Here is a 25,140-nt window from a genome sequence, read left to right as displayed (position 1 = left end):
TCTTGTCAAATTGTTGCGGGGCGACGTTCAGGTCGCGCTCTCGTCCACCCGGGCGCGGAACCACAGCTCGATCTCGCGCCCGGCATCGACCCGCCGGGCCCGCGCCCGCAGGAAATCGAGGCTCATGAGCCGCCCCCGCGCCAGCACCAGGTCGGCGCCGGCCAGCGCATCCGAGATCGCCGCGGCCAGCGCCTTGGCCGCGGCGAACCCCGCGCCCTCGCTCACCACCGTGACCGCGATGTCATGCACCGCAGCCGCCCCGGTCTTGTCGCCGGCGTCCCGCGCCCGCTCCGGCCCCAGCGCCACGTACAGCGGCGGCACCGGCCCCGGTGGCAGCGCGTCGTAGACCGCGCCCCCCGACAGCGCCGCGACCGCCGCGTCGCCCGCCAGCGCGCCGTAGACGGCCGCCTGCAATGCCGCCGTGCTGCCATAGCTCATCGCGCGACCTCCTCGACCGCGAAACAGACCAGCGTGCGCCCCAGCGCGTCGCCCTCGTGCACCGCCTCGATCCGGTAGAGCCGGTCTCCGTCCCGAAACCGCATCTCGGCCGTGGGCCGCGCCGCGGCACCTTGCGGCACCGCCCGCATCGTCACCTTCAGCTGCAGCCGCGCCGCCTGGTCCACCTCGCGGCCCGCGCCGCGCGTCTCGACCGCCGCCCAGACATGGCCCAGCGCGACCCAGGCTTCGCCGTAACCGCCCGCCCCGTCCGGCACCCGCTCGGGCGCCTCCAGCAGCAGGCGCCGCGTCATCGCCGGCGCCCTCATTGCGCCGCCCCCCGCAGCCGCATCGGCCGGTGCGGCTCCAAGAGCACCGACACCGAGAACGGCATGCCTGTGTCCGCCGCCAGGTCCTGCCCCCAGAACTCGCCCGCCAGGATCAGCACCGCCTGCCGCAGATCGGCGGGGATGCCCGTCCACTCCGCCGCGTAGCCGGCCGTGAACTCCACCTCGATCGTCCCGCCCTGGCTCGGCGTCGGCAGCGCCGTGCCCGTGGCCGCCAGCACCGGCCGGTGCCGGTCGTGGCGCAGCGCGTAGAGCCCCGGGTCGACCAGCGTCTCGGCCCCGGCCCGCGTGATCACCTTCACGCTGTCGATCCGGCTCACCGGCGCCAGCGGCAGCACATGCGCCTCCGGGTCGTGCCAGGCCACCAGCGTCAGGGCGAAGCGCCGCTCGAACAGCGCCTTGCCGATGCGCGCCTCGATGGCCGAGCTGGCGGCGCGCAGACAGCTTTCCAGCTGCCCGTCCTGGCTCCCGTCGTCGCTGAAGCCGCGCGCCAGCCGCAGATGCGCAGCCAGCTCGCCGACCGGCAAGGCCGCACCGGGCACCGAGGTCAATTCGACCATCATCATCGTCGCTTTCTCCGAAATTCCTGCCGTCGTCTGGGGTGGGACGGCGCCCCGTCCGCGCTGCTCGAGCGGAGAGACGCGCAGCTGGATCGCGCACGGCCCGCCGCCCCGCCCGCCCCGCGACCGTCACCGGCGCGGGGCGGGATGGCTCACTCCGCCGTGCCCCCGATCAGGACAGCCCGAACTTCAGAAGCTTGATCGCCGCGTAGTCCGAGATCGCGCCGCCGACCCGCTTGGTCGCGTAGAACAGGACGTGCGGCTTGGCGCTGAACGGGTCGCGCAGCACGCGCAGCTCGGGCCGCTCCGCGATGGTGTAGCCCGCGCGGAAATCGCCGAAGGCGATGGCCATGGCGTCGGCCGCGATGTCGGGCATGTCCTCGGCGATCAGCACCGGGTAGCCCATCAGCCGCGCGGGCTCGCCCGCGGCCAGCCCGTCCGACCACAGGAAGCGGCCGTCGGCATCCTTCATCTTCCGCACCGCGCCCGCGGTCTTGGAGTTCATCACGAAGGTGCCGTTCGCCCGGTACTGCGCCCCCAGCGCGTAGACCAGGTCGACCACCGCGTCGGCCGGGTTCGTCGCGTCGAAATCGCCCGTGGTGCCGGTCGCCACGTAGCCCAGCGTGCCCCAGCTCCAGGCCGCGTCCGGCATCGCGAAGGCGCTCAGGAAGCCCGTCGGCTTGCCCGACCCGTCGCCGCCCACGAAGGCCGCGGCCTCGGCGCGGGCGAACTTGTCGGCGATGCGGCCCGCCAGCCACCCCTCGACGTCGAAGGCCGCATCGTCCAGCAGCCGCTGCGACGCCTTCGGCATGGCCGACAGCTCGTGCAGCGGGATCGAGATGCGCTCGATCTGCGGCGCCGCCGTCTCGGTCGTGTCGGCCACCTCGTCGGCCCAGCCCGCGCCGGTGTCGGTGGTGTCGATCAGCACGTCGAAGGACGTCGCCTCCACCTGCACCACGTTGGCCACCGCCCGCAGCGACGACGACGACCGCAGCACCGACTGGATCGTCTCGGCCGTCTGCGGATCGACGAGGAAGCCGCCCTCGGCGTTCACCGCCGTGTTCAGGCCCTTGTGCTCGATCTCGAGCCCGCGCAGCGCGTCGTCGTCGCCGTTGCGCAGGTAGGTGGCCAGCGCCTTGCGGTGCGGCGCGCCGCGGTCGGTCTCGGTCGACAGCGCCGGGCGGGGGTGGGTCAGGGTCTTGGTGGTCAGCATGGCAATACGCTCTTCCTGCTTCTGGAACTTGGCTTTCATGTCGTCCTGGAACCGGCTGAATTCGTTCAGGAAGCCGCCCAGGGCCTCCGTCACTTCGGCCACCGGCGCCAGCTCCGCGCGCGGCGCATCCGCCGCGCCCTGTCGGGTCTCGGTCATCTCCATCACCTTCTTCTCCGTGCGGATGGGGTCAGCGGGGCTCGCGCGCCGCCAGCCTGGCGCGGGCGTCCTCGAACGCCCGGGCCAGCTCGCGCAGGTCCTCCGCCCCCTTGGCCGCCTCGGCCGGGGCGTTGACCCGCGCGTCGGGAAGCATCGGGAAGGTCACCAGCGACACCTCCCACAGCTCCACCTCCGACAGGAGCCTGCGCCCCTGCCCGTCCTTCGTCGCGCGCAGCGTGCGGTAACCGATCGACAGCCCGTCGATGGCCCCCGCCTCGATCAGCGCCGCCGCCTCCCGCGCGCGCGCCACCTCCTTCAGCAGGCGGCCCTTCACGAACAGCCCGCGGCCGTCCTCGCGCACCTCGTCCCAGATGCCGATGGGCTCGGCCGGGTCGTGCTGCCACAGCATCTTCACCCGCCGCCCCGCCTCGGCCAGCCGCGAGAGGCTGCCGGCATAGGCGCCGCGCTCCACGATGTCGCCGCCCTGGTCGCAGGCCCCGAACAGGCTCGCGTAGCCCGCGATCTCGCGCCCGCCCGTGACCGTCAGGTCCTCGGGGTCGAACCGGACGAACTTCGTCTCCAGCCCGGCCATGGAAAACTGTGTCATGTCATGCTCCTATCCCGCGCCGTTCATCTGCATCAGCTCGTGGACCCCCTGCGCGAGGATCACCGACACCACCCCGAACACCGCCAGCCACAGCCGCCGCTCCAGCCGCTCGATGGCCGCCTCGATGGCCTCCAGCCGAAAGGTCAGCGCCTGCCAGCGCTCGTCCTGCACCCGCTCGTTGGCCTCGATCCGGGCATTGGCGGCGTCGAAGGGGGCATAGAGGTACCGCGACCCGCCCGTGCCCCGCTCGCTCATGCCCCCTCCGGCCGCTCGGGCAGGCCCAGCATCCGCCGCTTCTCGGCCTCGGTCAGGAAATCGGCCTCGGCGATGCGCCGCCACTGCGCCTCGCGTTCCGCGGCCAGCGCCGGCACCTGGTCAAGGTCCGGGGCCAGCTCGATCGCCTCCCCCGTCAGCCCCGACAGCCAATGCCCCATCTGCGCCAGCACCTTCTGCGCCAGCGGCAGCACCGTCAGCCGGTAAAAGGCCCGGTTCGCCTCGGCGTAATTCGCGTAGGTCGCATCCCCCGGGATCCCCAGCAGCATCGGCGGAACCCCAAAGGCCAGCGCGATGTCCCGCGCCGCCGCCTCCTTGGTCTTCTGGAACTCCATGTCGCTCGGGCTGAAGCCCATCGGCTTCCAGTCGAGCCCCCCCTCCAGCAGCATCGGCCGCCCCGCGTTCCGCGCCCCCTGGTGGTGCGTCTCCAGCTCCTCCTGCAGCCGCGCGAACTGGTCCTCGCTCATCGTCCCCGCGCCGTCGACGCCCCGGTAGACGATCGCCCCGGACGGCCGCGCCGCGTTATCCAGCAACGCCTTCGACCACCGCGCCGCCGCCGAATGCACGTCCAGCGCGGTCGCCGCCGCCTGCAGCGGGGCCAGCCCGTAATGGTCGTCCTGCGGGTGGAAGGTCTTGATATGGCAGATGATCTCGGCCGCGTAGCGGTGCCGGTTCGCGCCCACCACGTAGTCATAGGCCATCGGCCAGCCGTCACTGCCCGGCACCAGGCTCATCCGGTCCGACCGCAGAACGTGCAGCTCGGCCACCCCGCCCGCCTCGGCCGGCACCGCCTCCACATAGGCGTTGCCCGCCAGCATCAGCTGCGCATAGGCCGCCTCCAAGAGGTCCGCCTTGCCCTGTCCCGGGTTCGGCCGCGTCAGCAGCGCCGGCACCGGGTGCACCTCGTAGCGTCGGCTCGGGTCCCGGCAGATCACCGGCAGCGCCGCCGCCGCCTCGGCGATCAGCTTCACCGACCGGAACCCCACCGGGTTGCCCTGGAACCCGTTCCGCGTCAGCGACACCGTGTCCCGCGGGGTCCAGGCGACCCGGCCCGCCGTGCCCCAGACCGCGATCCGCGCGCCGGCCGAGGCCTTGCGCTCCGGCGTCTCGGCCTTGGCCTTTCGCAAGAAATCCAATACCATGCGCCTCTCTCCTCACGTGATGCATGAAGACGGGGCGGCCCCTTGGGTCCCCCGTCCCGGCCCCTCCAGGCCAAATCCTCGTCGGTTTCGGAACCGGCTCTCAGAGCCCCCGGATCTGCGGCTTCAGCGCCCCCGCGCCCGGCGCCAGCAGCCCCTCGGTCAGCGCCCAGACCAGCGCGTCCAGCCGATCCGGACTGCCCTTGCCCTCGAACCCGCGCCGGGTCATCCGGCACATCTCGTCCTCCAGCGCCGCCAGCACGCCCAGGTGCCGCACCCGCCCCTGCTCGTAGAGCGCCGCCACCGGCTCGGCCCGCGCCGTCTTGCCGGTGCTCGCCCGCACCGCGCGCAGGTTCACGAAGGGGTCCACCTGCCGCATCAGCGTCGCCACCAGGTCGCCGCCCTGGTTCACCTCGGCCACCATCCGCGCCGCCCCGTGCCGGTGGTAGGCGGCCGCGGCCGCCTCGGCCCAGGCCTTCGGGCTCGCCGCCTCCACGCTCGCGTCCTCCAGCACCACCGCCGTCCAGCCATGCGGCGGCCCGTGCTCGATCACCGCCACCGCCACGATCCCGCAGGCGTCCGAGCCCGCGTGCCCCGTCACCGGCGGGTCCACCGCCACGATCACCCGCGCCCCCTCGGGCACCCGGTCCGCGCGCAACCCGTCCAGCATCCCGCGCGTCCAGAGCGCGTCCTCCGCGTCCTCCAGGATCTCCCCGTCCAGCTCCTGCCGCCCCAGCCGCTGCTGCCCGTAGCGCGCCCGCACCTCCTTCAGGAAGCTCGGCGCCAGGTTCGCCCGGTTCGCCTCCGTCGGCGCCCGCGTCACCACCGTGCTGTCCCGCGCCAACAGCTCCTTCAGGACCGCCACGTTCCGCGGCGTGGTCGTCACCACCTGCTGCGGATGTTCCCCCAGCCGCAGCGCGAACTGCAGCATGTCCCAGGTCTCCTGCGCCTTCGGCCACTTCGCCAGCTCGTCGACCCAGGCCGCGTCGAACTGCGGGCCCCTCAGCGCCTCGGGGTCATGCGCCGAATACAACCGCGCCTCCGCCCCGTTCGGCCACTCCAGCCGCCGCTCCCCCGCGATCCACCGCGGGCAGCGGTCTGGCGGAGAGCAGGCGATCAGCCCGCTCTCCCCCTTCACCATCACCGCCAGCGCCTGGTCGTAGGTCTCCCCCACCAGCGCCACGCGCCTTGCGCGCCCCGGTGCCGCGGGCGTCGGTCCCTCGACCATCGCCCGCACCCATTCCGCGCCGGCCCGCGTCTTGCCCGCACCGCGCCCGCCCAGGATCACCCAGCTGGTCCAGTCCCCCTCGGGCGGCAGCTGGTGCGGCAGGGCCCAGACCTCGAACAGATACGGCAGCGCCGCCAGCGCCCCGTCACTCAGCCCCTTCAGGAAGGTCTCCGTCACCTCCGGCGGCGCGGAGGCGAGCCAGTCGGCGCCCGATCTCAGCGCGCGCCGCGTCGAGGTCGAGCTCTCCGCCCCCGCGCCCCCCGTATCTCTGGCTTCCTGCCTCACGCGCCTTGCCCTCCAGCTGCAGCGCGGTCTGGAAGGCGACGCCCACGGCCCGCACATCCTTGATCACGCCGGTTTCGTCGCAATCCCGCGCCGCGCGTGCCGCGTCGAGCGTGCTCTCCAACAGCTCGACCGCCACCTCCAGCGCCTTGTAGGCCCGCGCCACCGTCCGTTCGGCATGCGCCAGCCCGTCATCCCCGCAAATCAGGTCCGTCATGAAAAATCCCCGTGTCCAAGGATCCCCCGGTCACGAGCAGCACATGAGACGGGTGGGCCGCGCCAGCCCGGCGCAGCGCACGAAAAAACGGCCTCGGGGGGCATCCCCGGGCCGTTCACCCATGTCTTCCAGCATGCCCAAAGGGATGCCATGGACCGTTCGGCGGGTCAATAAGTTTTTTATTTACAATGGGTTAACGCGTCTGCGCCCGTTTACGCGCCATTAACCCCTGCACAGCGGCTCACTGCCCCGACGCGGCCCGCTCGGCCTCGATCTCGCGCCAGCGGGCGACATTTCTGTTATGTTCTTCAAGGGTTTCGGCAAAGGCATGGCCGCCCGTCCCATCCGCCACGAAGAAGATGAAGGGCGTCGTGTCCGGGTTCACCGCCGCCTCGATCGCCGCCCGCCCCGGGTTCGCAATCGGTGTCGGCGGCAGGCCCTCGATGACATAGGTGTTCCACGGCGTCTCCGCGCGCAGCTCGCTCTGGCGCAGCCCGCGGCCCAGAACGCCCCGTCCTTCGGTGATTCCGTAAATCACCGTGGGGTCCGTCTGCAGCCGCATGCCCCGGTTCAGACGGTTGACGAAGACGCTCGACACGCGGCCGCGCTCCTCGGGCACGCTGGTTTCCTTCTCGATGATCGAGGCCAGGATCAGTGCCTCCTCGGGGCTGGCCAGCGGCAGCCCGTCCTGCCGGTTCGCCCAGGCTTCGGCGAGGATCGCCGCCTGCGCCTCCTGCATCCGGTCGAGGATCTCCTGCCGGTCCTGCCCACGCCGCACCTCGAAGGTGTCGGGCGCCAGCGACCCCTCGGGCGGCACCTCGGCGATCTCGCCCGACAGGAAGTCGGCGGCGCGCAGGCCCTCCACGATCTGCCAGCTGGTCAACCCCTCGGGCACCGCCACCCGGTAGACCACCGGCGTGCCGCTCTCCACCAGGTCGGAATAGACCGCCGGCACCCCGTCCTCGTAGGCGAAATCGGCCAGCGCCACGATCTCCTCGGTCCCCGGCACCCGCTCGCGCAGGCGCAGCTCGCCCGTGCCCTCCAGCCGCAGGACATAGGTCGCCGTGTAGCGGAACCGCGACGGCCCGCCCGCGGTGACGATGGCCAGCACCTCCTCCATCGAGGCGCCGGCCGGGATCTCGTAGTTCCCGAACCGCAGCTGGCTGCCCATGTCGGCATACTCGGCGCCCAGCCGGAACAGCACCGCCGACGACACCACGCCGGCTTCCTGCAGATCCTCGGACACCCGCCGCAGCGTCGCGCCGCGCGGCACCTCGAAGAAGGTCGCCTGCTCCAGCGGCCCCGCGGCGCGGAACTCGCGCTGCCCCCACGCGATCGCGCCCGCCAGCGCGATCAGCACGATGATGAGGAAACTCATCCCGTTGGCGGCGACGCTCTTCCACATCGGCGTGTTACACCCGTCCCATGATCAGGCAGGCATTCGTGCCGCCGAAGCCAAAGCTGTTCGACTGCACGATGTTGATTTCGCCGGCCTGCGCCGCGTTGGCGCACAGGTTGATCGCCGTCTCGGCGGCGGGGTTGTCCAGGTTGATCGTCGGCGGCGCGACGTTGTCCCGGATGGCCAGGATCGAGAAGATCGCCTCGATCGCCCCGGCCGCGCCCAGCAGGTGCCCGGTGGCCGACTTGGTCGACGACATCCGCAGGCTGCCCGCATGGTTGCCCATCAGCCGCTCCACCGCGCCCAGCTCGATCGTGTCGGCCATGGTCGAGGTGCCGTGCGCGTTCACGTAATCCACGTCCGACGGCTGCAGCCCCGCCCGCTTCAGCGCGGCGCGCATCGCGCGCTCGGCGCCCTCGTGATCCGGCGGCGGCGCGGTGATGTGGTAGGCGTCGCCCGACAGGCCATAACCCAGGATCTCCGCGTAGATCTTCGCGCCCCGCGCCTTGGCGTGTTCGTATTCCTCCAGCACGACCACGCCCGCGCCCTCGCCCATGACGAAGCCGTCGCTGTCGCTGTCCCACGGCCGCGACGCCTTTTCCGGCTCATGTCCGCGCTTGGTGGACAGCGCCTTGCAGGCGTTGAAGCCCGCGATGCCGATCTCGCAGATCGGGCTCTCGGCCCCGCCCGCGACCATCACGTCCGCGTCGCCCCACTGGATCAGCCGCGCCGCGTCGCCGATGGCGTGCGCCCCCGTCGAACAGGCCGTCACCACCGCGTGGTTCGGCCCGCGGAACCCGTAGCGGATGCTGACCTGCCCCGAGATCAGGTTGATCAGCGCACCCGGCACGAAGAACGGCGAGACCCGCCGCGGCCCCTTTTCCTTCAGGGTGATCGAGGTGTCCGCGATCGACGACAGCCCCCCGATCCCCGACCCGATCAGCACGCCCGTGCGCTCCTGTGCGTCGCGGTCCGTGGGCATCCAGCCTGAATCCGCCACCGCCTGCACCGCGGCGGCCATGCCGTAGAGGATGAAATCGTCGACCTTGCGCCGCTCCTTGGGCTCCATCCATTCGTCGGGGTTGAAGGTCCCGTCGCTGCCGTCGCCCAGCGGCACCTCGCAGGCATAGGTGGTGGCCAGGTGGCTCGCGTCGAAACGCGTGATCGGGCCCGCGCCCGACTGCCCGGCCAACAGCCGCTCCCAGGTCTTCTCGACGCCGCAGGCCAGCGGCGTCACCAGACCAAGCCCCGTCACAACCACTCGACGCATGCCTGCTGTCCCCTTGTCGCAATCTTGCCCTTCCGGCCCTGATACCGCGCGCGGGCGACCGGGCGCAATCCCTCGGGCCCCGCGCCGGCGTCAGGCCGCCGTCCCGGAACGGAAAACGGCCCCCGCATCGCTGCGGGGGCCGTCACATCCGTGCCGAGGCGGCCGCGCTTACTGCGCGCCCTCGATGAACTTCACCGCGTCGCCGAAGGTCTGGATGGTCTCGGCGGCGTCGTCGGGGATCTCGATCCCGAACTCTTCCTCGAAGGCCATGACCAGCTCGACCGTGTCGAGCGAATCCGCGCCGAGGTCGTCGATGAAGGAGGCATTCTCCGTCACCTTGTCCTCTTCGACGCTCAGGTGCTCCACCACGATCTTCTTCACGCGCTCTGCGATGTCGCTCATCTTCATCCTCGTTCGTTGCGGTGCCGCTCGTGTCCCGGCGCCTTCGTTTGCGTTTTGCCTCTCGGGCCGCTCACCGGGCCGCGGGGGCCATGGCCCAAACGGTCCGTTGCCGAAAACCCGAAAGCCCCCGGCCAAATCTGCGCCGCCTATAGCATAGTCCGAACCGAAGGCAACTGCCTTCGCGTCAGCCCCGCACCGCGGCACGGGCCCGTCAGATCATCGCCATCCCGCCGTTCACGTGCAGCGTGGCGCCGGTCACGTAGCCCGCCTCGGGGCTGGCGAGATAGAGCGCCGCGGCGCCGATCTCGGCCGCGCTGCCCATCCGGCCCGCCGGGATCTGGCCCAGGATCTTGCCCTTCTGGTCGTCGTTCAGCTTGTCGGTCATCGCCGTCTCGATGAAGCCCGGCGCGATGCAGTTCACGGTGATGCCCCGGCTCGCCACCTCGTAGGCGAGGCTCTTGGACATCCCCACCATGCCCGCCTTGGACGCGGCATAGTTCCCCTGCCCCGGGTTGCCGGTCGCGCCGACGACGGACGAGATGTTCACGATCCGGCCCCAGCGCGCCTTCATCATGCCGCGCAGCACGCCCCGGCACAGCCGGAAGGTCGAGGTCAGGTTCACCTCCAGCACGCTGGCCCATTCCTCGTCGGACATGCGCATGAACAGGTTGTCCCGCGTGATGCCGGCGTTGTTCACCAGAATGTCGACCGCGCCCATCGCCTCGACCGCCTGTTTCGGCAGCGCCTCGACCGCGGCGGCGTCGCTCAGGTTGCAGGGCAGCACATGCGCCCGCGCGCCCAGCTCCCCGGCCAGCTCTGCCAGCGGCGCCTCGCGCGTGCCCGACAGCGCGACCGTCGCGCCCGCGCCGTGCAGCGCGCGGGCGATCTCGGCCCCGATTCCCCCCGAGGCGCCCGTCACCAGCGCCGCTTTTCCCGTCAGATCGAACATGCCTGTCCTCCGCTTTCCGTCCTTGCGGGGCCGTGCCCCGTTCCGCCCGTCAGGGCGCCGTCGCCAGCCCGAAGCGCGCGATCTCCGCCGCCCCGATCTCGACCCGGTCCGCCGTGGCGCGGGTCTCGGCCATGTAGGCGGCGAAGTCCGGGCTGCCCAGCATCCGCTCCACGTACTGCGTCCTGAGCGTCGCGGCCACCGGACGGCTGTCCACCGGAAGGCCCGCCCGCCGCGCCGCCGCGTCGCCGGTCAGAACCAGCCGGCCACCGTCCAGCCCCCGCACCGTGCCCGCGAGGAACAGCAAGATGGCGTCGTTGTCCAGCGTGCCGGTCGCCCGCACCATCAGCCCCTCGCGCCGGATCACGTCGCCCATCTGCACCAGCCAGGTCACGTCGCCGGTGCCGCTGTTGTCGCCCAGCACCACCTCCAGCAGCCCCGGGTTGGCCTCGACGAAGCGCTGGAACCGTTCCGTCGCGGCCCCGGTGATCGGGCCCTCGACGATGATGCGCCGGCCCTCCTCCACGCGCAGGATGGTGCCGCCCGCGGTGGCCAGCGCGATCAGGCCCGCCGTCCCCGCGACGACCACCGCCGCCGCGGCCAGCCAGAGCCAGAGCCGCCTACGCACCGTGAACCGCCGCCGCGGCGGCGCGCACCTCGTCGGCCGTGGCAAGGCCGCGGGTCTCGACCGACCGCTCGATCCGCTTGACCATGCCCGACAGCGCCTTGCCCGCCCCGATCTCCCAGGTCTCGGTCACGCCGTGGGCGACCATCCACTGCACGCTCTCGCGCCAGCGCACCCGCCCCGTCACCTGGTCAACCAGGTGGTTCACGATCAGCATCGGGTCGCTTTCGGCGTGCGCCGTCACGTTGCCGACCAGCGGCACCTTCGGCTCGGCGATGTCGACGTGGCTCAGCGCCTCGGCCATCGCGTCGGCGGCGGGTTCCATCAGGGCGCAATGGAAGGGCGCGGAGACCGGCAGCATCACCGCCCGCTTGGCGCCCTGCACCTTGGCGATCTCGACCGCCCGCATCACCGCGGCGCGGTGGCCCGAGATCACCACCTGCGCGGGGTCGTTGTCGTTGGCCGCGGCGCAGACCTGGTGCTCGGCCGCCTCGGCCGCGATCGCGCTGACCGCCTCGAAGTCGAGCCCGAGGAGCGCCGCCATCGCCCCCTCGCCCATCGGCACCGCCTTCTGCATCGCCTCGCCCCGCAGCCTGAGCAGCCGCGCCGCGTCGCCCAGGCTCAGCGCGCCGGCCGCCGCCAGCGCCGAGTATTCGCCCAGCGAATGACCCGCCACATAGGCCGCCGCCGTCACCTCGACCCCCTCGGCCTTCAGCGCCGCCATCACCGCCATCGAGGTCGCCATCAGCGCCGGCTGCGCGTTCCGCGTCAGGGTCAGGGTGTCCTGGTCGCCCTCCCAGATCAGCGCCGACAGCTTCTCGCCCAGCGCCGCGTCGACCTCGTCGAACACCGCGCGCGCGGCCGGGTAGGCCTCGGCCAGGTCACGCCCCATGCCGATGGTCTGCGCCCCCTGGCCGGGGAAAAGAAAGGCTCGTGTCATCGCTGTCCCTCGTGGTCCACTCGCGCCATGGGCTAGCGCAAGGCCGCCCCCGGCGCAACGCGACGAAAAAGGCGGCCCGCGCCGGGGCCGCCCCTTGTCCTGTCGCCCTTGGGGCGGATCACCAGGTCTCGATTTCCAGCGTCGTGTTGCAGCTGTTGCCGCCCTTGGTGCCGACCCAGATGTCGACGCGGCCCGACAGCGTGGGGTTGTTCGGCACGTTGAGTTCGGCGTTCGAGCCGTCGCCGTTGTTGTCGTCGTAGTACCAGTTGCCGGCCGGATCGCGCACAAGAAGGACCGTGTTGCAGTTGCCGTAGGTCTCGATCTCCAGCCGGTTGTAGCCCTGCATGTCGTAGACGGTCAGCGAATAGGTCGGGTTCAGGGTGATGCGGCCCGTGCCCGGCAACCCGGTGCAATCCTCGATCCGCAGCGGCCCGCCGGCGGGAATGTTGGCATAGGTCAGGATGTACCACAGCTGCGTCCCGCTCGCCATGAGCGCCGTGCCGGTCTGGCTGCCGTTCGGGCAGGTCGCGGCCGGCGGCGTCGGGGTCGGCGTGGGCGTGGGCGTGGGCGTGGGCGTCGGCGTCGGCGTGGGCGTCGGCGTGGGCGTCGGGGTCGGCGTCGGGGTGGGCGTCGGCGTGGGCGTCGGGGTCGGCGTCACGGTGCCGCCACCGCCGCCGGGGGCGCCGTCATCGTCGGTGGTGTCGCCCACGCAGTTGGGGTTGTTGCCCGGGTTCGACGCGTCGCAGCCGTCCGCGTCGTTGCCGTGGCCGTTGTTGCCGCGCAGGAATTGCTCGAAGGCATCGCTGCCGCCCGTCCCGCCCTCGTAGACAGGGGTGATGACGCCCTGGTTGCCCCACTCGTCCTGGGGCGGCAGCTCCACCGCCTCCGTCCAGGACGCCTGGAAATAGGACGACTGCAGCTCGTCGCGCACGTCGCCCGAATAGGTGCCGACCTCGCGGCCGGTGACGTTGAGCAGGATCATCGCGGCACCGGTGGCGCCGCAGCACATCAGAACCCAGTCGATCGTCGACACGCCGTCGTCCTCGGTCAGGAACCGGACGACCGGGCGACGCAGGTTCGAGCCGATACGCAACATGCACCTCATCCCATGGATGGCCCGGGGGCCGGACATTTCCCCGTCGGGATATTGGGCACATGTGTTGGAAATTTGGCGGCAATCGGATGCTTCCGCGGCGCGGCGGCGTCGGGGTCATCCGGCGGGGCACGTGGGTCGCGCGCGCCGCGCCGTCAGGGCTGCTGCACTGGCAGCGCGTCGAGCCACGGCGCGACGAAGCGCCCGCCCTCCAGCTCGGTGCGGATATCGGCCGAATAGTCGGTCGCGGTGTCGCGCCCCGTGCTGAGGGTCATGATCCCCATCGCCGTGGCGCCCGCGGCGATCACCACCCAGTCCACCGTGGAAAGCCCGTCCTCCTCCGCGCCGAAGCGGCGCAGGGCCAAGGCAAGCGACCGCTGCCAGCCAGTCGGTGTCCAGGTATCGCGCATGGTGTCACCCCCCGGTGAACGACTCATCTTGAGCCGAGCAATTCTGCGCCGGAATCATGGCGAGAATTGGGCAGGTGCCGCCGCCGCCACGGGGCTTGCCACGCGCGGCCCCGGCCGCTATACGCCGCGGGTCCTCGCCGCATGTCTGATGATCGGCGTACTCCCTCGTGGTCCGGGGGGCGGGGACGGCAGATGCCCCGGCCTTTGAAAGACGCCCGTAACAGAACTGGAGCTTCCATGCCTCTCTACGAGCATGTGATGATCGCGCGTCAGGACCTGTCCGGCGCGCAGGCCGAGGGCCTCGTCGAACACTTCGGCACCATCCTCAAGGACAACGGCGGCAACGTGGTCGAGACCGAATACTGGGGTCTCAAGACCATGGCCTACAAGATCAACAAGAACCGCAAGGGCCACTACGCCTATTTCCGCACCGACGCGCCGCCGGCCGCCGTGCAGGAGATGGAGCGCCTGATGCGCCTGCACGACGACGTGATGCGCGTCATGACCGTCAAGGTCGAGGCCCACGAAGAGGGCCCGTCGGTGCAGATGCAGAAGCGGGACGACCGCGAGCGCGGTGACCGTGGCGACCGCGGGGATCGCGGCGACCGGGGTGACCGGGGCGATCGCGGGGATCGTGGTGACCGCGGCGACCGCCGCGAGCGCCGCTGAGAGGAAGGAGAGAGACCATGGCAGCCAAACCGTTTTTCCGCCGTCGCAAGACCGATCCCTTCGAGGGCGAAGGCGCCCCCAAGATCGACTACAAGGACGTGCGTCTCCTGCAGCGCTACATCTCCGAGCGCGGCAAGATCGTGCCCTCCCGCATCACCGCGGTCGGCGCCAAGAATCAGCGCAAGCTGGCCCAGGCCATCAAGCGCGCCCGGTTCCTGGCCCTTCTGCCCTACGCCGTGAAGTAAGGAGGCCCGACCCATGGAAGTCATCCTGCTCGAACGCGTGGCCAAGCTCGGCCAGATGGGCGAGGTCGTGACCGTCAAGGACGGCTACGCCCGCAACTATCTGCTGCCGCAGAAAAAGGCCCTGCGCGCCAACGACGCCAACCTGAAGTCCTTCGAGGCCCAGAAGGCGCAGCTCGAGGCCAACAACCTCGAGACCAAGAAAGAGGCCGAGGCCCTCGCCGCCAAGCTTGACGGCCAGCGCTTCGTCATCATCCGCTCGGCGTCCGACGCCGGTGCGCTCTACGGATCCGTCACCACCCGCGACGCCGCCGATGCCGCGACCGAGGCGGGCGTCACCGTCGACCGCCGCCAGGTGCAGATGAACCGGCCGATCAAGGAGCTGGGCCTGCACGCGGTGCAGGTCGTGCTGCACCCCGAGGTCGAGGTCGAGATCGTCCTGAACGTCGCCCGCTCGCCCGAAGAGGCCGAGCTGCAGGCGTCGGGCAAGACGATCCAGGAGCTCGCCGCCGAGGAAGAGGCCGCGGCCGAATTCGAGATCGCCGAGCTGTTCGACGATATCGGCGGCGCGACCTCCGAGGACGAGGGCGACGGCCCGCAGGGCTAAGCCTCGCGTCCTTCGCGATAAGTTCAGGCCGCATCCCCCGGGATGCGGCCTATTTCGTTGCGCGGACCCGGACCGGAGATTGCCCCATGCGCCCTGCCCTCGCCCTGCTCGCCGCCCTCGCCGCCGCGGCCTCGGCCCATGCCCAGCCCTGGCCCGATGGCGCCCCGAACCGCCCCGACGTGACGCCCGCCTTTCCCGGCCAGACCGAGGCGCCGGCGCAGGTGACCGCGCCCGCCCCGGCCCTGTCCGAGGTCGCCGCGGGGCTCGACACGCCCTGGGCCGTCGCGGTGCTGCCGGGCGGCGCCGGCTACCTCGTGACCGAGCGCGGCGGCACGCTGCGCCACGTCGCGCCCGACGGCACGGTCTCGGCGCCCCTCGCCGGTGTGCCCGAGGTGGTGGCCCGGCGGCAGGGCGGGCTTCTCGACCTCGCGCTGGCCCCCGACTTCGCCGAGAGCCGGGCGCTCTACCTCACCTACGCCGCGCCGGCCGGCCTGATGGGATCGGCGACCGCCGCCGCGCGCGCCACGCTGTCGCCCGACCTGACCCGGATCGAGGGGCTGGCCGAGATCTTCCGCCAGGATCCGCCCGCGCCCACCCCGGGTCATTTCGGCAGCCGCGTGGTGCCCCTGCCCGACGGCAGCGTGGCGATCACCACCGGCGACCGGATGCGCCACGCCGGCCGCGCGCAGGACCCCGCCACCGGCTACGGCGCGGTGATCCGCGTGATGCCCGACGGCAGCGCCCCCGCCGACGGCCCCTTCGCCGGCGTGCCCGGCGCGCTGCCGGGGCTGTTGAGCCACGGCCACCGCAACGTGCAGGGTGCCGCGGTCGATGGCGAGGGCCGGCTCTGGGTGCTGGAACACGGGCCCGCGGGCGGGGACGAGCTGAACCTGATCGTGCCGGGCGGCAACTACGGCTGGCCCGTCGCCAGCTACGGGGTGAACTACGACGGGCGCGCGATCGGCGATGGCCGCGCCGCCCATGCGCCCGATTTCGTCGAGCCGCGCTACTACTGGGACCCGGTGATCGCGCCGGGTGGCATGGTGGTCTACGACGGGGCCATGTTCCCCGACTGGCAGGGCGACATCCTGGCCGCGGGGCTGGTAGCGCAGGCGGTGGTGCGGCTCGACCTGACCGACGACGCGGTGACGGGCGAGGAACGGCTGGCCGAGGGCGTGGGCCGGGTGCGCGACGTGGCGGTGGACCTCGACGGCTCCGTCCTGTTCGTCACCGACGAGGGGCCGGCCTCGCGGCTGATGCGGCTGTCGCGCTGAGGCGGCGGCATCAGAAGGTTTCCAGCGTCAGGCGCGCGCGGCAGGGGCGGCCGCGGTAGGTGCCGACCCAGATCGCGTAGGCGCCATCGGCCGGGTCCGCCAGGCTGAGCGAGGCGGTGCGCCCGGTGCCGCTGTCGTCGTCGAAATGCCAGCGCCCGGCCGGGTCGCGCAAGAGGAGCACCGTATCGCAGTCGGCGTTGGACCGCACATGGAGCCGGTCGTAGCGGCCCATCCGGCTGAGATCGAACAGGAAATCCGGCGGGGACCGGACGTGGCCGCGCCCGCCGACGCCGCAGCGCGACAGGAGCGTGTCGCCCCCCGCCTCGACCGGGAACACCGCCGGCGACCACAGGTCGCGCCCGGTTGCGGCCTCCCACCGGGCGGGGACGGCGCGCGGGTCGGGGCAGGCCAGGGCCGGGCCGATGCCGCCGGCCAGGGGCCAGGCCAGGGCGAGGAGACAGGGGATCACGCGCCGCATCATGGCGAAGATCCTGCCAGCCGCCCCCTAAGGAAGCGTGAACGAAACGGCCCCCGGGAGAGGCATCTCCCGGGGGCCGGAGGTCTGGCCGTTGTGCGGCCGGTCAGTTGTACCAGGTCTCCATCTCGACGGTCGCCGGGCAGGAGGTGCCGCCGTAGCTGCCGATCCAGATGTCGACGCGACCGTTCAGCATGAAGGTGTTGGTCAGGTTGATCATCGGGTTGAAGTTGCCGTTCGAGTCATCGTCGAAGTGCCACATCCCGTCGGGCGTGCGGACCAGCATGATGGTGTCGCAGGCCGCCTCGCCCTGGATCTCCAGCCGGCCATACTCCTGCATCCCCGAGAGGAAGAAGGTGAAGCTGGGCTGCGCCTGGACGAAGCCGAAGCCCGAGATCGGGAGCCCGCAGGCGCTGATGTCCTGCGACCCGCCGGCCATGGTCTGGTAGTCGGTCGGGCTGTAGAGCGCCGAGCCGGTGGTGTTCACGATCATGCCCTGCAGGCCCGGGTTCGGGCAGCCGCCGCCCACCGGCGGCATCGGCGGCGCGACCGAGGCGGTGCGGAACACGATGGTGCCCTGGCAGGTGGAGCCCCCGAAGGAGCCGACCCAGATGTCCACGCGGCCGTTCAGGCTGCTGCCGTCGACCTCGATCATCGGCTGCAGGCCGTTCGGGCCGTCATCGTTGAAGTACCACTGCCCGAAGGCGTCCCGCAGGATCATCGTCGGGTCGCAGTCCGAGTTGGTCTCGGCCGTGAAGGTGTAGCCGTCCATCGCCGACATGTAGAGCGTGAAGCTCGGCGCCTCGTCCGCGTAGCCCCAGCCGCCGATGTCGGCGCAGGGGTTGATGTCGTGGGTGGCCCCGACCATCGCCATGTAGGCCTGCGGGCTCTGCAGCTGCGGGCCGGACACCGTCAGCGAGGGGCCGACCATGTTGGGGTTGGGGCAGATCGCGGCCGGGATCACCGGCGCGGGCATCGGCACCGGCACGGGGACCGGGGCGGCCGGCGCTGGCACCGGCACGGGGACCGGCATCGGCATCGGCACGGGCTGCGGCATCGGCACCGGCTGCGGCAGGGTCTGCGTCGGCATCGGCTGCGGCTGCGCCGGCTGCGGGACGATCGGCTGCGGCATCGGCGCCGGGGTCGCGCCGTTCAGCGAGAAGGTCGGCGTGTTGCCCTGCGGCGCCGGGGCGGGCGCGGGCATGGGCATCGGCATCGGCTGCGGGGTCGCGGCGGCCATCGGGCCGGGGGCCGGGACGGCGATCGGCATCTCGACGCCGGACTGGGCGATGTTCAGGGTCGCGGCGCATTCGCCGCCGGCGAAGGTGCCGATCCAGACATCGACCTGCCCGTCGAGCGCGGCGCCGGCCGGGATCACCAGCCGCGGGTCGAGGTTGCCGTTGCCGTCATCGTTGAAATGCCACTGGCCGTCGGCGCTGTTGACCAGCATCGCGGCGTCGCAGTCGGACGTCACCGCCAGCACCACGTCCTGGGCGCTGCCGCCGGGCACGACGAAGGAGTGGTCGGGGGCGGACCGGAACTGGCCGACACCGAGCGCGCCGAGACCGCACTGGTCCAGCCGCTGGTCGCCGCCCGCCATCAGGGCAACGCTCTGCACGCTTCCAAGCTGGTCCATGCCGTAGGTGGTTGCCCCCTGCGACATGTTCATGGCGGGGCACGCCACGGCAGCCGTGCCGCAGGCGAGCGCCCCGAGTAGGCTTACTGCAAAAAGACGCATGTGTTTTCCTTCCACATCTTGCGTGTCGGTCCGGCTCACGGTCCGGGACGCGCAGACCCTAGCGCGCGGGGCCCCGTTTGCGGAATTGCGGAAACCCTGACCCTGTCGACCGAGGCGAAGTCTACGCCGACCGTTCGCGTCACGCTAGAAAAACAATGCGGACGGCCGCGCCCCGACATGCGAAGGGGCGGCCCATGGCGGGGCCGCCCCTGTCCTGTCCTGGCGCGCCGCGGGGGCGCGTCGGATCACTCGGCTTCCAGCGCGTCGACCGCGGCCTTCAGCTCGTCCTTGGTGATCTCGGTCTCGGTGACATCGGCCAGCTCGACGATGAAGTCGACGACCTTGTCCTCGAACAGCGGCGCGCGGATCTGCTGCTGCGCGGCCTGGTTCTTCTGGATGAACTCGAAGAAGGCGCGCTCCTGGCCCGGGTACTGGCGGGCCTGCATCAGGATCGCCTGGGTCATCTCGGCGTCGGAGACCTTGACCTCGTTCTTCTGGCCCAGCTCGGCCAGCAGCAGGCCCAGCTTCACCCGGCGGGCGGCCAGCGTCTTGTGCTCGTCAGTCGCCTCGATCGAGCCGTGGTCATGGCCGTGCACCTCGGGGTGCTCCTCGTGCCACAGCTGGTGCGCGATCTGGTTCGCCTCGGCCTCGACCAGCGCGGGCGGCAGGTCGAAGCTCACCATCGCGTCGAGCTGGTCCAGCAGCTTGCGCTTGAGCACCTGGCGCGCGGCGCCGCTGTATTCCGCGGCGATGCGCTCGGAGATCTGGCCCTTGAGCGCCTCGAGGCTCTCGGCGCCGTATTTCTTGGCCAGCTCGTCGTCCACCTCGGCGGCGACGGGCTTCTTCACCTCCTTGACGGTCACGTCGAAGACCGCGGCCTTGCCGGCCAGGTGCTCGGCGCCGTATTCCTCGGGGAAGCTGACCTCGACGGCCTTCTCCTCGCCCGCCTTGACGCCCACAAGCTGGTCCTCGAAGCCGGGGATGAACGACCCCGAGCCCAGCACCAGCGGGTAATCCTCGGCCGCGCCGCCCTCGAAGGCCTCACCGTCGACCTTGCCGACGAAATCGATCACGACCTGGTCGCCGTCGGCGGCCTTGCCCTTCTTGGTCTCGAAGTTCTGGGCGTTCTTGGCGAGGTTCTGCAGCGCCTCGTCGATGTCGGCGTCGGCGGGCTTGGCCACCAGCTTCTCGAGCTTGATCGCCTTGTAGTCGATCGCCGGGATCTCGGGCAGCATGTCGTAGGACATGGACACGACGATGTCGTCGCCTTCCTTCCAGTCCTCGTTGACCATCTTGACCTCGGGCTGCATCGCCGGGCGGTGGCCGGTCTCGTCCAGGTGGCCCTGCATCGCGCCGTCGACGGCCTCCTGCATGGCCTCGCCCATCAGGCGGGGGCCGAACTGCTTCTTCAGGAGCGCCATCGGCACCTTGCCCTTGCGAAAGCCCTTCATGGCGATCTCGGGCTGCGCCTCGACCAGCTTCTCGTTCACGCGCGCCTCCAGGTCGGCGCCGGTGATGGTGATCTGGTACTCGCGCTTCAGGCCCTCGGCCAGGGTCTCGGTGATCTGCATCGCATCCTCACGAAAGTCGGGGCCGGACCGGGCAGCCGTCTGCAACCCGGGACAACCCGATGGCATCACGAAATTCGCGCCCTTCTAGGATTGGTGGCGCAGCACTGCAAGCCGAATCCGGGCCAAGCGCCGCCCGCCGCGGGCGGCGGCGCGAAACTGCAGTTTCGCGGCCCGGAAAACCGCGGTTTTCCGGGCCGTCTTGCTGCAGCAAGACGCCCACGGCCCGCAGCGCCCAGAAAGAGCGACAGCGGAAAACGCGCGTTTTCCCCGCGCGGCGCTCAGGCCGCGCGTTTCGGCCCCGGCGTCACCTCGAGCCGGCCCGGGCCCCACTGGCTCAGGTCGTTCTCGGCCACGGCGCGGCGCAGCCGCTCCATCCGGTGCCGCCGCTCGGGGCCGTCCATCTCCAGCGCCTGGCGGATGGTGCGGTCCATCGCCCGGTTCGAGAACGGGTTCACGATCAGGGCATCGCCCAGCTCCACCGCCGCGCCGGCGAACTCGGACAGCACCAGCACCCCGTCGCCGTCGACCCGCGCCGCGACGAATTCCTTGCACACGAGGTTCATCCCGTCCGCCAGAGGCGTGATCCACGCCACGTCGGCGGCCCGGTAGTAGGACACCAGCTCGTCAAAGGGGATCGCGCGGGAGATCAACGCCACCGGCTGCCATTCCAGAGTGCCAAACCGGCCGTTGATCCGGCCCGCGATCTGCTCGATCTCGGTCTGGATGTCCTCGTAGGCCGACATGTTGCGGTTGGCCGAGACCGAGACATGCATCAGCCGCACCTTCCCCCGCAGCTCGGGGTTGGCCTCCAGCACGCGCTCGAAGCTCTGCAGCTGCTGCGCGCCGCCCTTGGTGTAGTCGGTCCGGCCGACCGAGACGATCAGCTTGGACCCGCGCAGGTCGTCCCAGATCGCCTTGACGCGCGCCTCGGTCTCGGGCCGGCGGGCGCGGTCCTCGATGAAGGAGGTCGCCACGCCCAGCGGGCAGACGCTGACCTGCGTCACGTGCCCGTCGCAGGTCAGACGCTCGTGCACCGTGCGTTCGGTCAGCGCGGTGCCCTCGGTGAACAGGCGCTCGGGCACCTGCACGCGCTGCGTCGCGTCGACGTCGAACAGGCTGCGCGCCACCGACACGAAGTTGGCGGCATAGCGCGGGATGTGGAAACTGACATCGTCGCAGGCCAGCAGGCTTTCCACGATCTGCTTGCGCCAGGGCAGCACGTTGAACATGTCGGCCGCCGGGAAGGGCGTGTGGTGGGTAAAGGCGATGCGCACATCGGGCCGGATCCGGCGCAGGTAGCCCGGCACCAGCCACAGGTTGTAGTCGTGCACCCACACCAGCGCGCCCTCGGCCGCCTCCTCGGCGGCGGCCTCGGCGAAGCGGCGGTTCACGTCCTGGAAGTTCTCCCAGTCGACCGGGTCGTAGTTGTAGCGTTCCTTGAAGGAATGCAGGATCGGCCAGAACGCCTCCTTGGAGGAGACGTGGTAGAACTCCCGCACCTGGTGCTCGGTGAGCGGCAGGCGCGAGACGGTGTAGCGGCCATGGGCATCGTCGATCTCGACCCGCCGCTCGAAGCCGGGGTCGGCGGGGTCCTCGGCCAGCTTCCACGCCACCCAGGCGCCGTGGTTCACGCGGCCGAAGAACCCCTTGAGCGTCGGCACGATGCCGTTGGGGCTGCGGTTCTCGCGGAACACGATCTTGCCGTTTTCCTCAACCTCTTCATAAGGTTGACGGTGGTAGACGATGACGAGATCGGATGCCATGCGCGCGCCCTCCCCTTACTGCAGCAGCTTGTGGTGCAGGATCGCCTCGGCGATGCCGCCAACACCCTCCTCGCGGGCGCGGTGGACATGCTCCATGCCTTCCAGCGCCGAGATCAGCGCCGGCTCGGAATTGCCGACCGCGACGGCGGGCAGGCCCATGGTCAGCATCGACAGGTCGTTCAGCGTGTCGCCCGCCACCAGCACCTTGCGGTTGTCCACGCCGAGGTGCGTCAGCAGCCGGAGCAGCGACGGCCCCTTGCTCACCCCCTTGGGCAGCACGTCGAAGTAGCGGTCGGCCGAGACCAGCGCGTCGAGCCCCAGCTCGGCCACGATGTCGAAGGCGCGGTCGTCGAAGCGGTCGGGGTCCATGTCGTAGCTGACCCGGAAGCGGAAGCCCGAGGACTGCAGCGTCAGGCCCGGCACGCTGCGCAGCGCCGCCTGCACGCGCATCCCCGCGTCGTTCCAGGCGGCCGCGATCTCGGCCTCCAGCGGCGCGATCGGGGCCAGGAAATGCTCGTCGTCGACCTCGGCGATGGTGGTGCCCACGTCGCCCACCACGTAGTCGGGGCGCGGCACGCCGCGGCGGCGCGTCAGGTCGCGCACATGGCCCGGGTCGCGGCCCGTCACGAAGATCAGGCCGACGCGGTCGCGGCTTTCCTCGATCCAGGAATAGAACTTGCGGCGGCTCTCCTCGGTGCCCCCGAGGAAGGTGCCGTCAAGGTCGGTGGCAAGAACGAAGTCCTTGTCGGCGATGGTCGGTCTGGCGAAGGTTTCGTGACGGGTCATGAGATCCTTTCTGCAAGTGTTGCAATGGCTTGGTCGGTTGCGGGATGCGAGAAGGACAGGTCCATCGCCCGCGGCTCGGCCTCGATGGGCCGGGCCCAGAGCGCGGCGAAGGCATCCCCGAGGGGGGCGCCCTCGTGCAGGATCGCCCGCACCGTCTCGCAGATCGGAAGGGTCACGCCGACCCGGCGGGCCAGGTCGGTGACGGATTTCGCGTTCACCTCGCCCTCCACCACGACGGGTTCGCCGTCGAAGCAGTCGGCGCGCGCCACCCCCTGCCCCAGCTGCAGCCCCAGCGCCATGTTGCGCGAGGTCGGGCTGGAACAGGTCAGCGTCAGGTCGCCCACGCCGGACAGGCCGGTCACGGTCTCGCGGCGGCCGCCCAGCGCCTCGGCGAGGTTCTTCATCTCGTCCACGCCGCGGGTGATCAGCGCCGCGCGGGTGTTCTCGGCAAAGCCCGCGCCGGTCATCATCCCGCAGGCGATGGCGATGACATTCTTGAGCGCGCCGCCGATCTCGACGCCCACCAGGTCGTCCGAGACATAGGCGCGGAAGCTTTCGGTCGACAGCGACAGGGCCAGCCGCACCGCGGCGCTGTCCGCGGGCTTGAGCCGGTCGGCGTAGGAAAACGGAAAGGCCACGGTCGCGGCGGTGGGATGGCCCAGCGCCGTCTCGCGCGCAAAGGTCGGGCCCGAGACGCAGCCGACGGGGCGGCGGCCCAGCTCCTCCTCGGCGACCTGGGTCATCAACAGGCCGGTCTCGGCCTCGATCCCCTTGGCGCAGACCGCCACGGGCAGGCCGGGGGCGGCGTATTCGGCCACCGCGCGTGCCACCGACCGGACGGCGCGCGAGGGCACGACGATCAGCGCGACATCTGCGCCGGCCAGCGCGGCCTCCATCTCGTGCACCGCGTTCAGGCCCGCGGGCATCGGCACGCCCGGCAGGAAGCGCGTCTCGCGCGCCCGGTTTATCCCGTCGACCACCGCGCGGTCCCGGCCCCAGAGCCGGGTCTGAACCCCGCCGCGGGCCAGCGTGACGGCCAGCGCCGTGCCCCAGGACCCAGCGCCGATCACGGCGGCGGAGCGGTAGGGGTGGGCATGGGACGGCAACGGATCGCCGGAGAGCGGCTGATGTTTCATGGGCACCTCGGAGGGTCGGCCTCGGGGACGGGCTGACGGGGCGGCAGACGGGGGTCGTGCCGCGGCATATGTCGTTTAATGACCTTGCATGTCGCAAAAGATGCATGTCTGCGCCGAAAAATCAATGCCGCGCGTGCAAAAAGCCCGCTTGACACCGGGAATGGCGGCGCCCCGCACCTGCCCCGGGCACGGCATCTGCCCGAAATTTGCGCAGCCCGCACAGGCATCGGGCAGGCCGGATGACCATTTCCGACCATATTTGGTCGCTTTTTGACATTTCCGCACAAGAGCCTATCCTGCTGCAATGCAGCGCAGATCAGGACCAGACGAAGGAGACCGTCCCATGACCACCCCCGTCCGCACCGCGATCTTTCCCGTGGCCGGCCTCGGCACCCGCTTCCTGCCCGCCACCAAGGCGACGCCCAAGGAGCTGTTGCCGGTGATCGACACGCCGCTGATCCAGTACGCGATCGACGAGGCGCGCGCGGCCGGCGTGGAGCGGATGATCTTCGTCAGCCACCCCTCCAAGGCGGCCATCGAACGCCACGTGATGGACGACGCCGCGCTCCGGGCCGAGCTGCAGGCGCGCGGCAAGACCGCCGTCGCCGAGGCGCTGGAGGAGGCCGCACTCTGCCCCCGCGCCGATGACGTGGTGTTCACCATGCAGCATGAGCCGCTGGGCCTCGGTCATGCCGTGCTCTGCGCGCGCGACCACGTGCTGCCGGGCCCCGTCGCCGTGATCCTGCCCGACGACCTGATCCTCGACGCCCCCGCCCTGCCCGAGATGATCGACGCCTACGCGGGCGGACACATGGTGGCGACCATGACCGTGCCCCGCGCCGAGGTGTCGAAATACGGCATCCTCAGCGCGACCGGCACCGCGGGCCGCGTGGTGGCCGCCTCGGGCATGGTGGAGAAACCGGCGCCCGAGGCCGCCCCCTCGCGCGAGGCGGTGGTGGGCCGCTACGTCCTCGACGCGTCGATCTTCGACGCTCTGGCCACCCAGACCCCGGGCGCGGGCGGCGAGATCCAGCTGACCGACGCCATCGCCCGCGGCGCGGGGGCGGTCGGGCTATCCGGCTACCGCTTCTCGGGGCTGCGCTTCGACTGCGGGTCCAAGGCGGGGATGCTGCGCGCGACGCTGCACCTGGCCGCGCAGGACCCCGACTATGCCGAGGTCCTGGCCGAGATCGCCCCTGCCGCGGTGCGGGCCGCCTAGGCTCCGGACTCAATTGATCCACCAGATGAAGGCTGCGGCGATCTGGGCGGCTGCGAGGAAGTTGCGTGCGAGCTTGTCATATCGGGTTGCGATCCTGCGCCAGTCCTTGAGACGGCAC

At 71.2% G+C, this 25,140-nt stretch carries 28 protein-coding genes and 1 pseudogene; 5 read left to right on the top strand and 24 right to left on the bottom strand.

Features of this window, described 5'->3' with window-relative positions; genetic code table 11:
* Positions 1–27: 27 nt before the first annotated feature.
* The 17 genes from HCU73_RS17060 to HCU73_RS16980 form a co-directional block, all read right to left on the bottom strand.
* Positions 28–438 carry a DUF3168 domain-containing protein gene (locus tag HCU73_RS17060; RefSeq protein WP_168624695.1) on the bottom strand — a complete coding sequence of 137 codons (411 nt, stop codon included), beginning with the start codon at positions 436–438 and terminating at the stop codon, positions 28–30.
* Positions 435–749: a phage head closure protein gene (locus tag HCU73_RS17055; protein ID WP_239025618.1), complete on the bottom strand. Its 315-nt coding sequence runs from the start codon at positions 747–749 to the stop codon at positions 435–437. The genes HCU73_RS17060 and HCU73_RS17055 overlap by 4 nt, the downstream gene beginning before the upstream one ends.
* A gap of 11 nt (positions 750–760) precedes the next feature.
* A complete protein-coding gene (locus HCU73_RS17050) occupies positions 761–1,345 on the bottom strand; it encodes a head-tail connector protein (RefSeq protein ID WP_239025617.1) in 585 nt (194 codons plus the stop codon).
* A 169-nt stretch (positions 1,346–1,514) separates the two neighbouring features.
* Entirely contained in the window at positions 1,515–2,717 is a 1,203-nt protein-coding gene (locus HCU73_RS17045) for a phage major capsid protein (RefSeq protein ID WP_420853592.1), read from the bottom strand.
* A gap of 25 nt (positions 2,718–2,742) precedes the next feature.
* The gene (locus tag HCU73_RS17040) at positions 2,743–3,318 is read right to left on the bottom strand and encodes an HK97 family phage prohead protease (protein ID WP_168624691.1); all 576 of its coding nucleotides are present in this window, start codon (positions 3,316–3,318) and stop codon (positions 2,743–2,745) included.
* A gap of 9 nt (positions 3,319–3,327) precedes the next feature.
* Positions 3,328–3,573, bottom strand: a complete 246-nt coding sequence (locus tag HCU73_RS17035) for a GTA head formation protein, RCAP_rcc01685 family (protein WP_168624690.1) — start codon at positions 3,571–3,573, stop codon at positions 3,328–3,330.
* The gene (locus tag HCU73_RS17030) at positions 3,570–4,733 is read right to left on the bottom strand and encodes a phage portal protein (protein ID WP_168624689.1); all 1,164 of its coding nucleotides are present in this window, start codon (positions 4,731–4,733) and stop codon (positions 3,570–3,572) included. The genes HCU73_RS17035 and HCU73_RS17030 overlap by 4 nt, the downstream gene beginning before the upstream one ends.
* Before the next feature lie 100 nt (positions 4,734–4,833).
* Complete coding sequence (locus tag HCU73_RS17025) at positions 4,834–6,177, bottom strand: DNA-packaging protein (protein ID WP_168624890.1); 1,344 nt, start codon at positions 6,175–6,177, stop codon at positions 4,834–4,836.
* On the bottom strand, positions 6,104–6,457 hold the full coding sequence (locus HCU73_RS18795) for a hypothetical protein (protein WP_168624688.1): 354 nt from the start codon (positions 6,455–6,457) through the stop codon (positions 6,104–6,106). The genes HCU73_RS17025 and HCU73_RS18795 overlap by 74 nt, the downstream gene beginning before the upstream one ends.
* 241 nt (positions 6,458–6,698) lie before the next feature.
* Positions 6,699–7,862, bottom strand: coding sequence for an endolytic transglycosylase MltG (gene mltG, locus HCU73_RS17015; RefSeq protein ID WP_168624687.1), 1,164 nt, complete (start codon positions 7,860–7,862; stop codon positions 6,699–6,701).
* A 7-nt stretch (positions 7,863–7,869) separates the two neighbouring features.
* Complete coding sequence (fabF, locus tag HCU73_RS17010) at positions 7,870–9,126, bottom strand: beta-ketoacyl-ACP synthase II (protein ID WP_168624686.1); 1,257 nt, start codon at positions 9,124–9,126, stop codon at positions 7,870–7,872.
* Between the two features lie 168 nt (positions 9,127–9,294).
* Positions 9,295–9,528 (bottom strand): acyl carrier protein, encoded by a 234-nt coding sequence (locus tag HCU73_RS17005; RefSeq protein ID WP_168624685.1) that lies wholly within the window; start codon positions 9,526–9,528, stop codon positions 9,295–9,297.
* Between the two features lie 211 nt (positions 9,529–9,739).
* Positions 9,740–10,477, bottom strand: a complete 738-nt coding sequence (gene fabG / locus HCU73_RS17000) for a 3-oxoacyl-[acyl-carrier-protein] reductase (protein ID WP_168624684.1) — start codon at positions 10,475–10,477, stop codon at positions 9,740–9,742.
* A 49-nt stretch (positions 10,478–10,526) separates the two neighbouring features.
* Positions 10,527–11,102 carry a hypothetical protein gene (locus HCU73_RS16995; protein ID WP_168624683.1) on the bottom strand — a complete coding sequence of 192 codons (576 nt, stop codon included), beginning with the start codon at positions 11,100–11,102 and terminating at the stop codon, positions 10,527–10,529.
* A complete protein-coding gene (gene fabD, locus HCU73_RS16990) occupies positions 11,095–12,039 on the bottom strand; it encodes an ACP S-malonyltransferase (RefSeq protein WP_168624682.1) in 945 nt (314 codons plus the stop codon). Before fabD ends, HCU73_RS16995 begins: the two co-directional genes overlap by 8 nt.
* Before the next feature lie 118 nt (positions 12,040–12,157).
* Positions 12,158–13,135, bottom strand: a complete 978-nt coding sequence (locus HCU73_RS18640; protein WP_210730691.1) for a hypothetical protein — start codon at positions 13,133–13,135, stop codon at positions 12,158–12,160.
* Between the two features lie 152 nt (positions 13,136–13,287).
* Positions 13,288–13,542, bottom strand: a complete 255-nt coding sequence (locus tag HCU73_RS16980; RefSeq protein ID WP_168624681.1) for a hypothetical protein — start codon at positions 13,540–13,542, stop codon at positions 13,288–13,290.
* A gap of 237 nt (positions 13,543–13,779) precedes the next feature.
* On the opposite strand from HCU73_RS16980, the gene rpsF reads away from it, so the two are divergent.
* The 4 genes from rpsF (at position 13,780) to HCU73_RS16960 (ending at position 16,334) form a co-directional block, all read left to right on the top strand.
* On the top strand, positions 13,780–14,211 hold the full coding sequence (gene rpsF / locus HCU73_RS16975; protein ID WP_168624680.1) for a 30S ribosomal protein S6: 432 nt from the start codon (positions 13,780–13,782) through the stop codon (positions 14,209–14,211).
* Positions 14,212–14,228: 17 nt separating this feature from the next.
* A complete protein-coding gene (rpsR, locus tag HCU73_RS16970; protein ID WP_168624679.1) occupies positions 14,229–14,456 on the top strand; it encodes a 30S ribosomal protein S18 in 228 nt (75 codons plus the stop codon).
* A gap of 13 nt (positions 14,457–14,469) precedes the next feature.
* A complete protein-coding gene (rplI, locus tag HCU73_RS16965; RefSeq protein ID WP_168624678.1) occupies positions 14,470–15,060 on the top strand; it encodes a 50S ribosomal protein L9 in 591 nt (196 codons plus the stop codon).
* A gap of 86 nt (positions 15,061–15,146) precedes the next feature.
* A complete protein-coding gene (locus HCU73_RS16960) occupies positions 15,147–16,334 on the top strand; it encodes a PQQ-dependent sugar dehydrogenase (RefSeq protein WP_168624677.1) in 1,188 nt (395 codons plus the stop codon).
* A 10-nt stretch (positions 16,335–16,344) separates the two neighbouring features.
* On the opposite strand, the gene HCU73_RS16955 is transcribed toward HCU73_RS16960, so the two are convergent.
* The 6 genes from HCU73_RS16955 to HCU73_RS16930 all read right to left on the bottom strand — a co-directional run bounded on the left by HCU73_RS16955 (position 16,345) and on the right by HCU73_RS16930 (position 23,803).
* On the bottom strand, positions 16,345–16,815 hold the full coding sequence (locus tag HCU73_RS16955; RefSeq protein WP_168624676.1) for a hypothetical protein: 471 nt from the start codon (positions 16,813–16,815) through the stop codon (positions 16,345–16,347).
* Between the two features lie 100 nt (positions 16,816–16,915).
* Positions 16,916–18,478 carry a hypothetical protein gene (locus tag HCU73_RS16950; RefSeq protein ID WP_168624675.1) on the bottom strand — a complete coding sequence of 521 codons (1,563 nt, stop codon included), beginning with the start codon at positions 18,476–18,478 and terminating at the stop codon, positions 16,916–16,918.
* A 314-nt stretch (positions 18,479–18,792) separates the two neighbouring features.
* Positions 18,793–20,118, bottom strand: a complete 1,326-nt coding sequence (gene tig / locus HCU73_RS16945) for a trigger factor (protein ID WP_168624674.1) — start codon at positions 20,116–20,118, stop codon at positions 18,793–18,795.
* Positions 20,119–20,396: 278 nt separating this feature from the next.
* Positions 20,397–21,881 carry a glucosylglycerol-phosphate synthase gene (gene ggpS, locus HCU73_RS16940; RefSeq protein WP_168624673.1) on the bottom strand — a complete coding sequence of 495 codons (1,485 nt, stop codon included), beginning with the start codon at positions 21,879–21,881 and terminating at the stop codon, positions 20,397–20,399.
* A gap of 15 nt (positions 21,882–21,896) precedes the next feature.
* A complete protein-coding gene (locus tag HCU73_RS16935) occupies positions 21,897–22,667 on the bottom strand; it encodes an HAD-IIB family hydrolase (protein ID WP_168624672.1) in 771 nt (256 codons plus the stop codon).
* Positions 22,664–23,803, bottom strand: a complete 1,140-nt coding sequence (locus HCU73_RS16930) for an NAD(P)H-dependent glycerol-3-phosphate dehydrogenase (protein ID WP_168624671.1) — start codon at positions 23,801–23,803, stop codon at positions 22,664–22,666. The genes HCU73_RS16935 and HCU73_RS16930 overlap by 4 nt, the downstream gene beginning before the upstream one ends.
* A 343-nt stretch (positions 23,804–24,146) precedes the next feature.
* On the opposite strand from HCU73_RS16930, the gene HCU73_RS16925 reads away from it, so the two are divergent.
* Positions 24,147–25,022 (top strand): UTP--glucose-1-phosphate uridylyltransferase, encoded by an 876-nt coding sequence (locus HCU73_RS16925; protein ID WP_168624670.1) that lies wholly within the window; start codon positions 24,147–24,149, stop codon positions 25,020–25,022.
* 9 nt (positions 25,023–25,031) lie between these two features.
* On the opposite strand, the pseudogene HCU73_RS16920 reads toward HCU73_RS16925, so the two are convergent.
* Positions 25,032–25,140, bottom strand: a pseudogene (locus HCU73_RS16920) (IS5/IS1182 family transposase); the annotation flags it as partial.

The sequence above is a fragment of the Roseicyclus persicicus genome (assembly GCF_012395815.1).
Taxonomy (GTDB): Bacteria; Pseudomonadota; Alphaproteobacteria; order Rhodobacterales; family Rhodobacteraceae; genus Roseicyclus; species Roseicyclus persicicus.
This window is presented reverse-complemented; position numbering and strand designations above follow the sequence as displayed.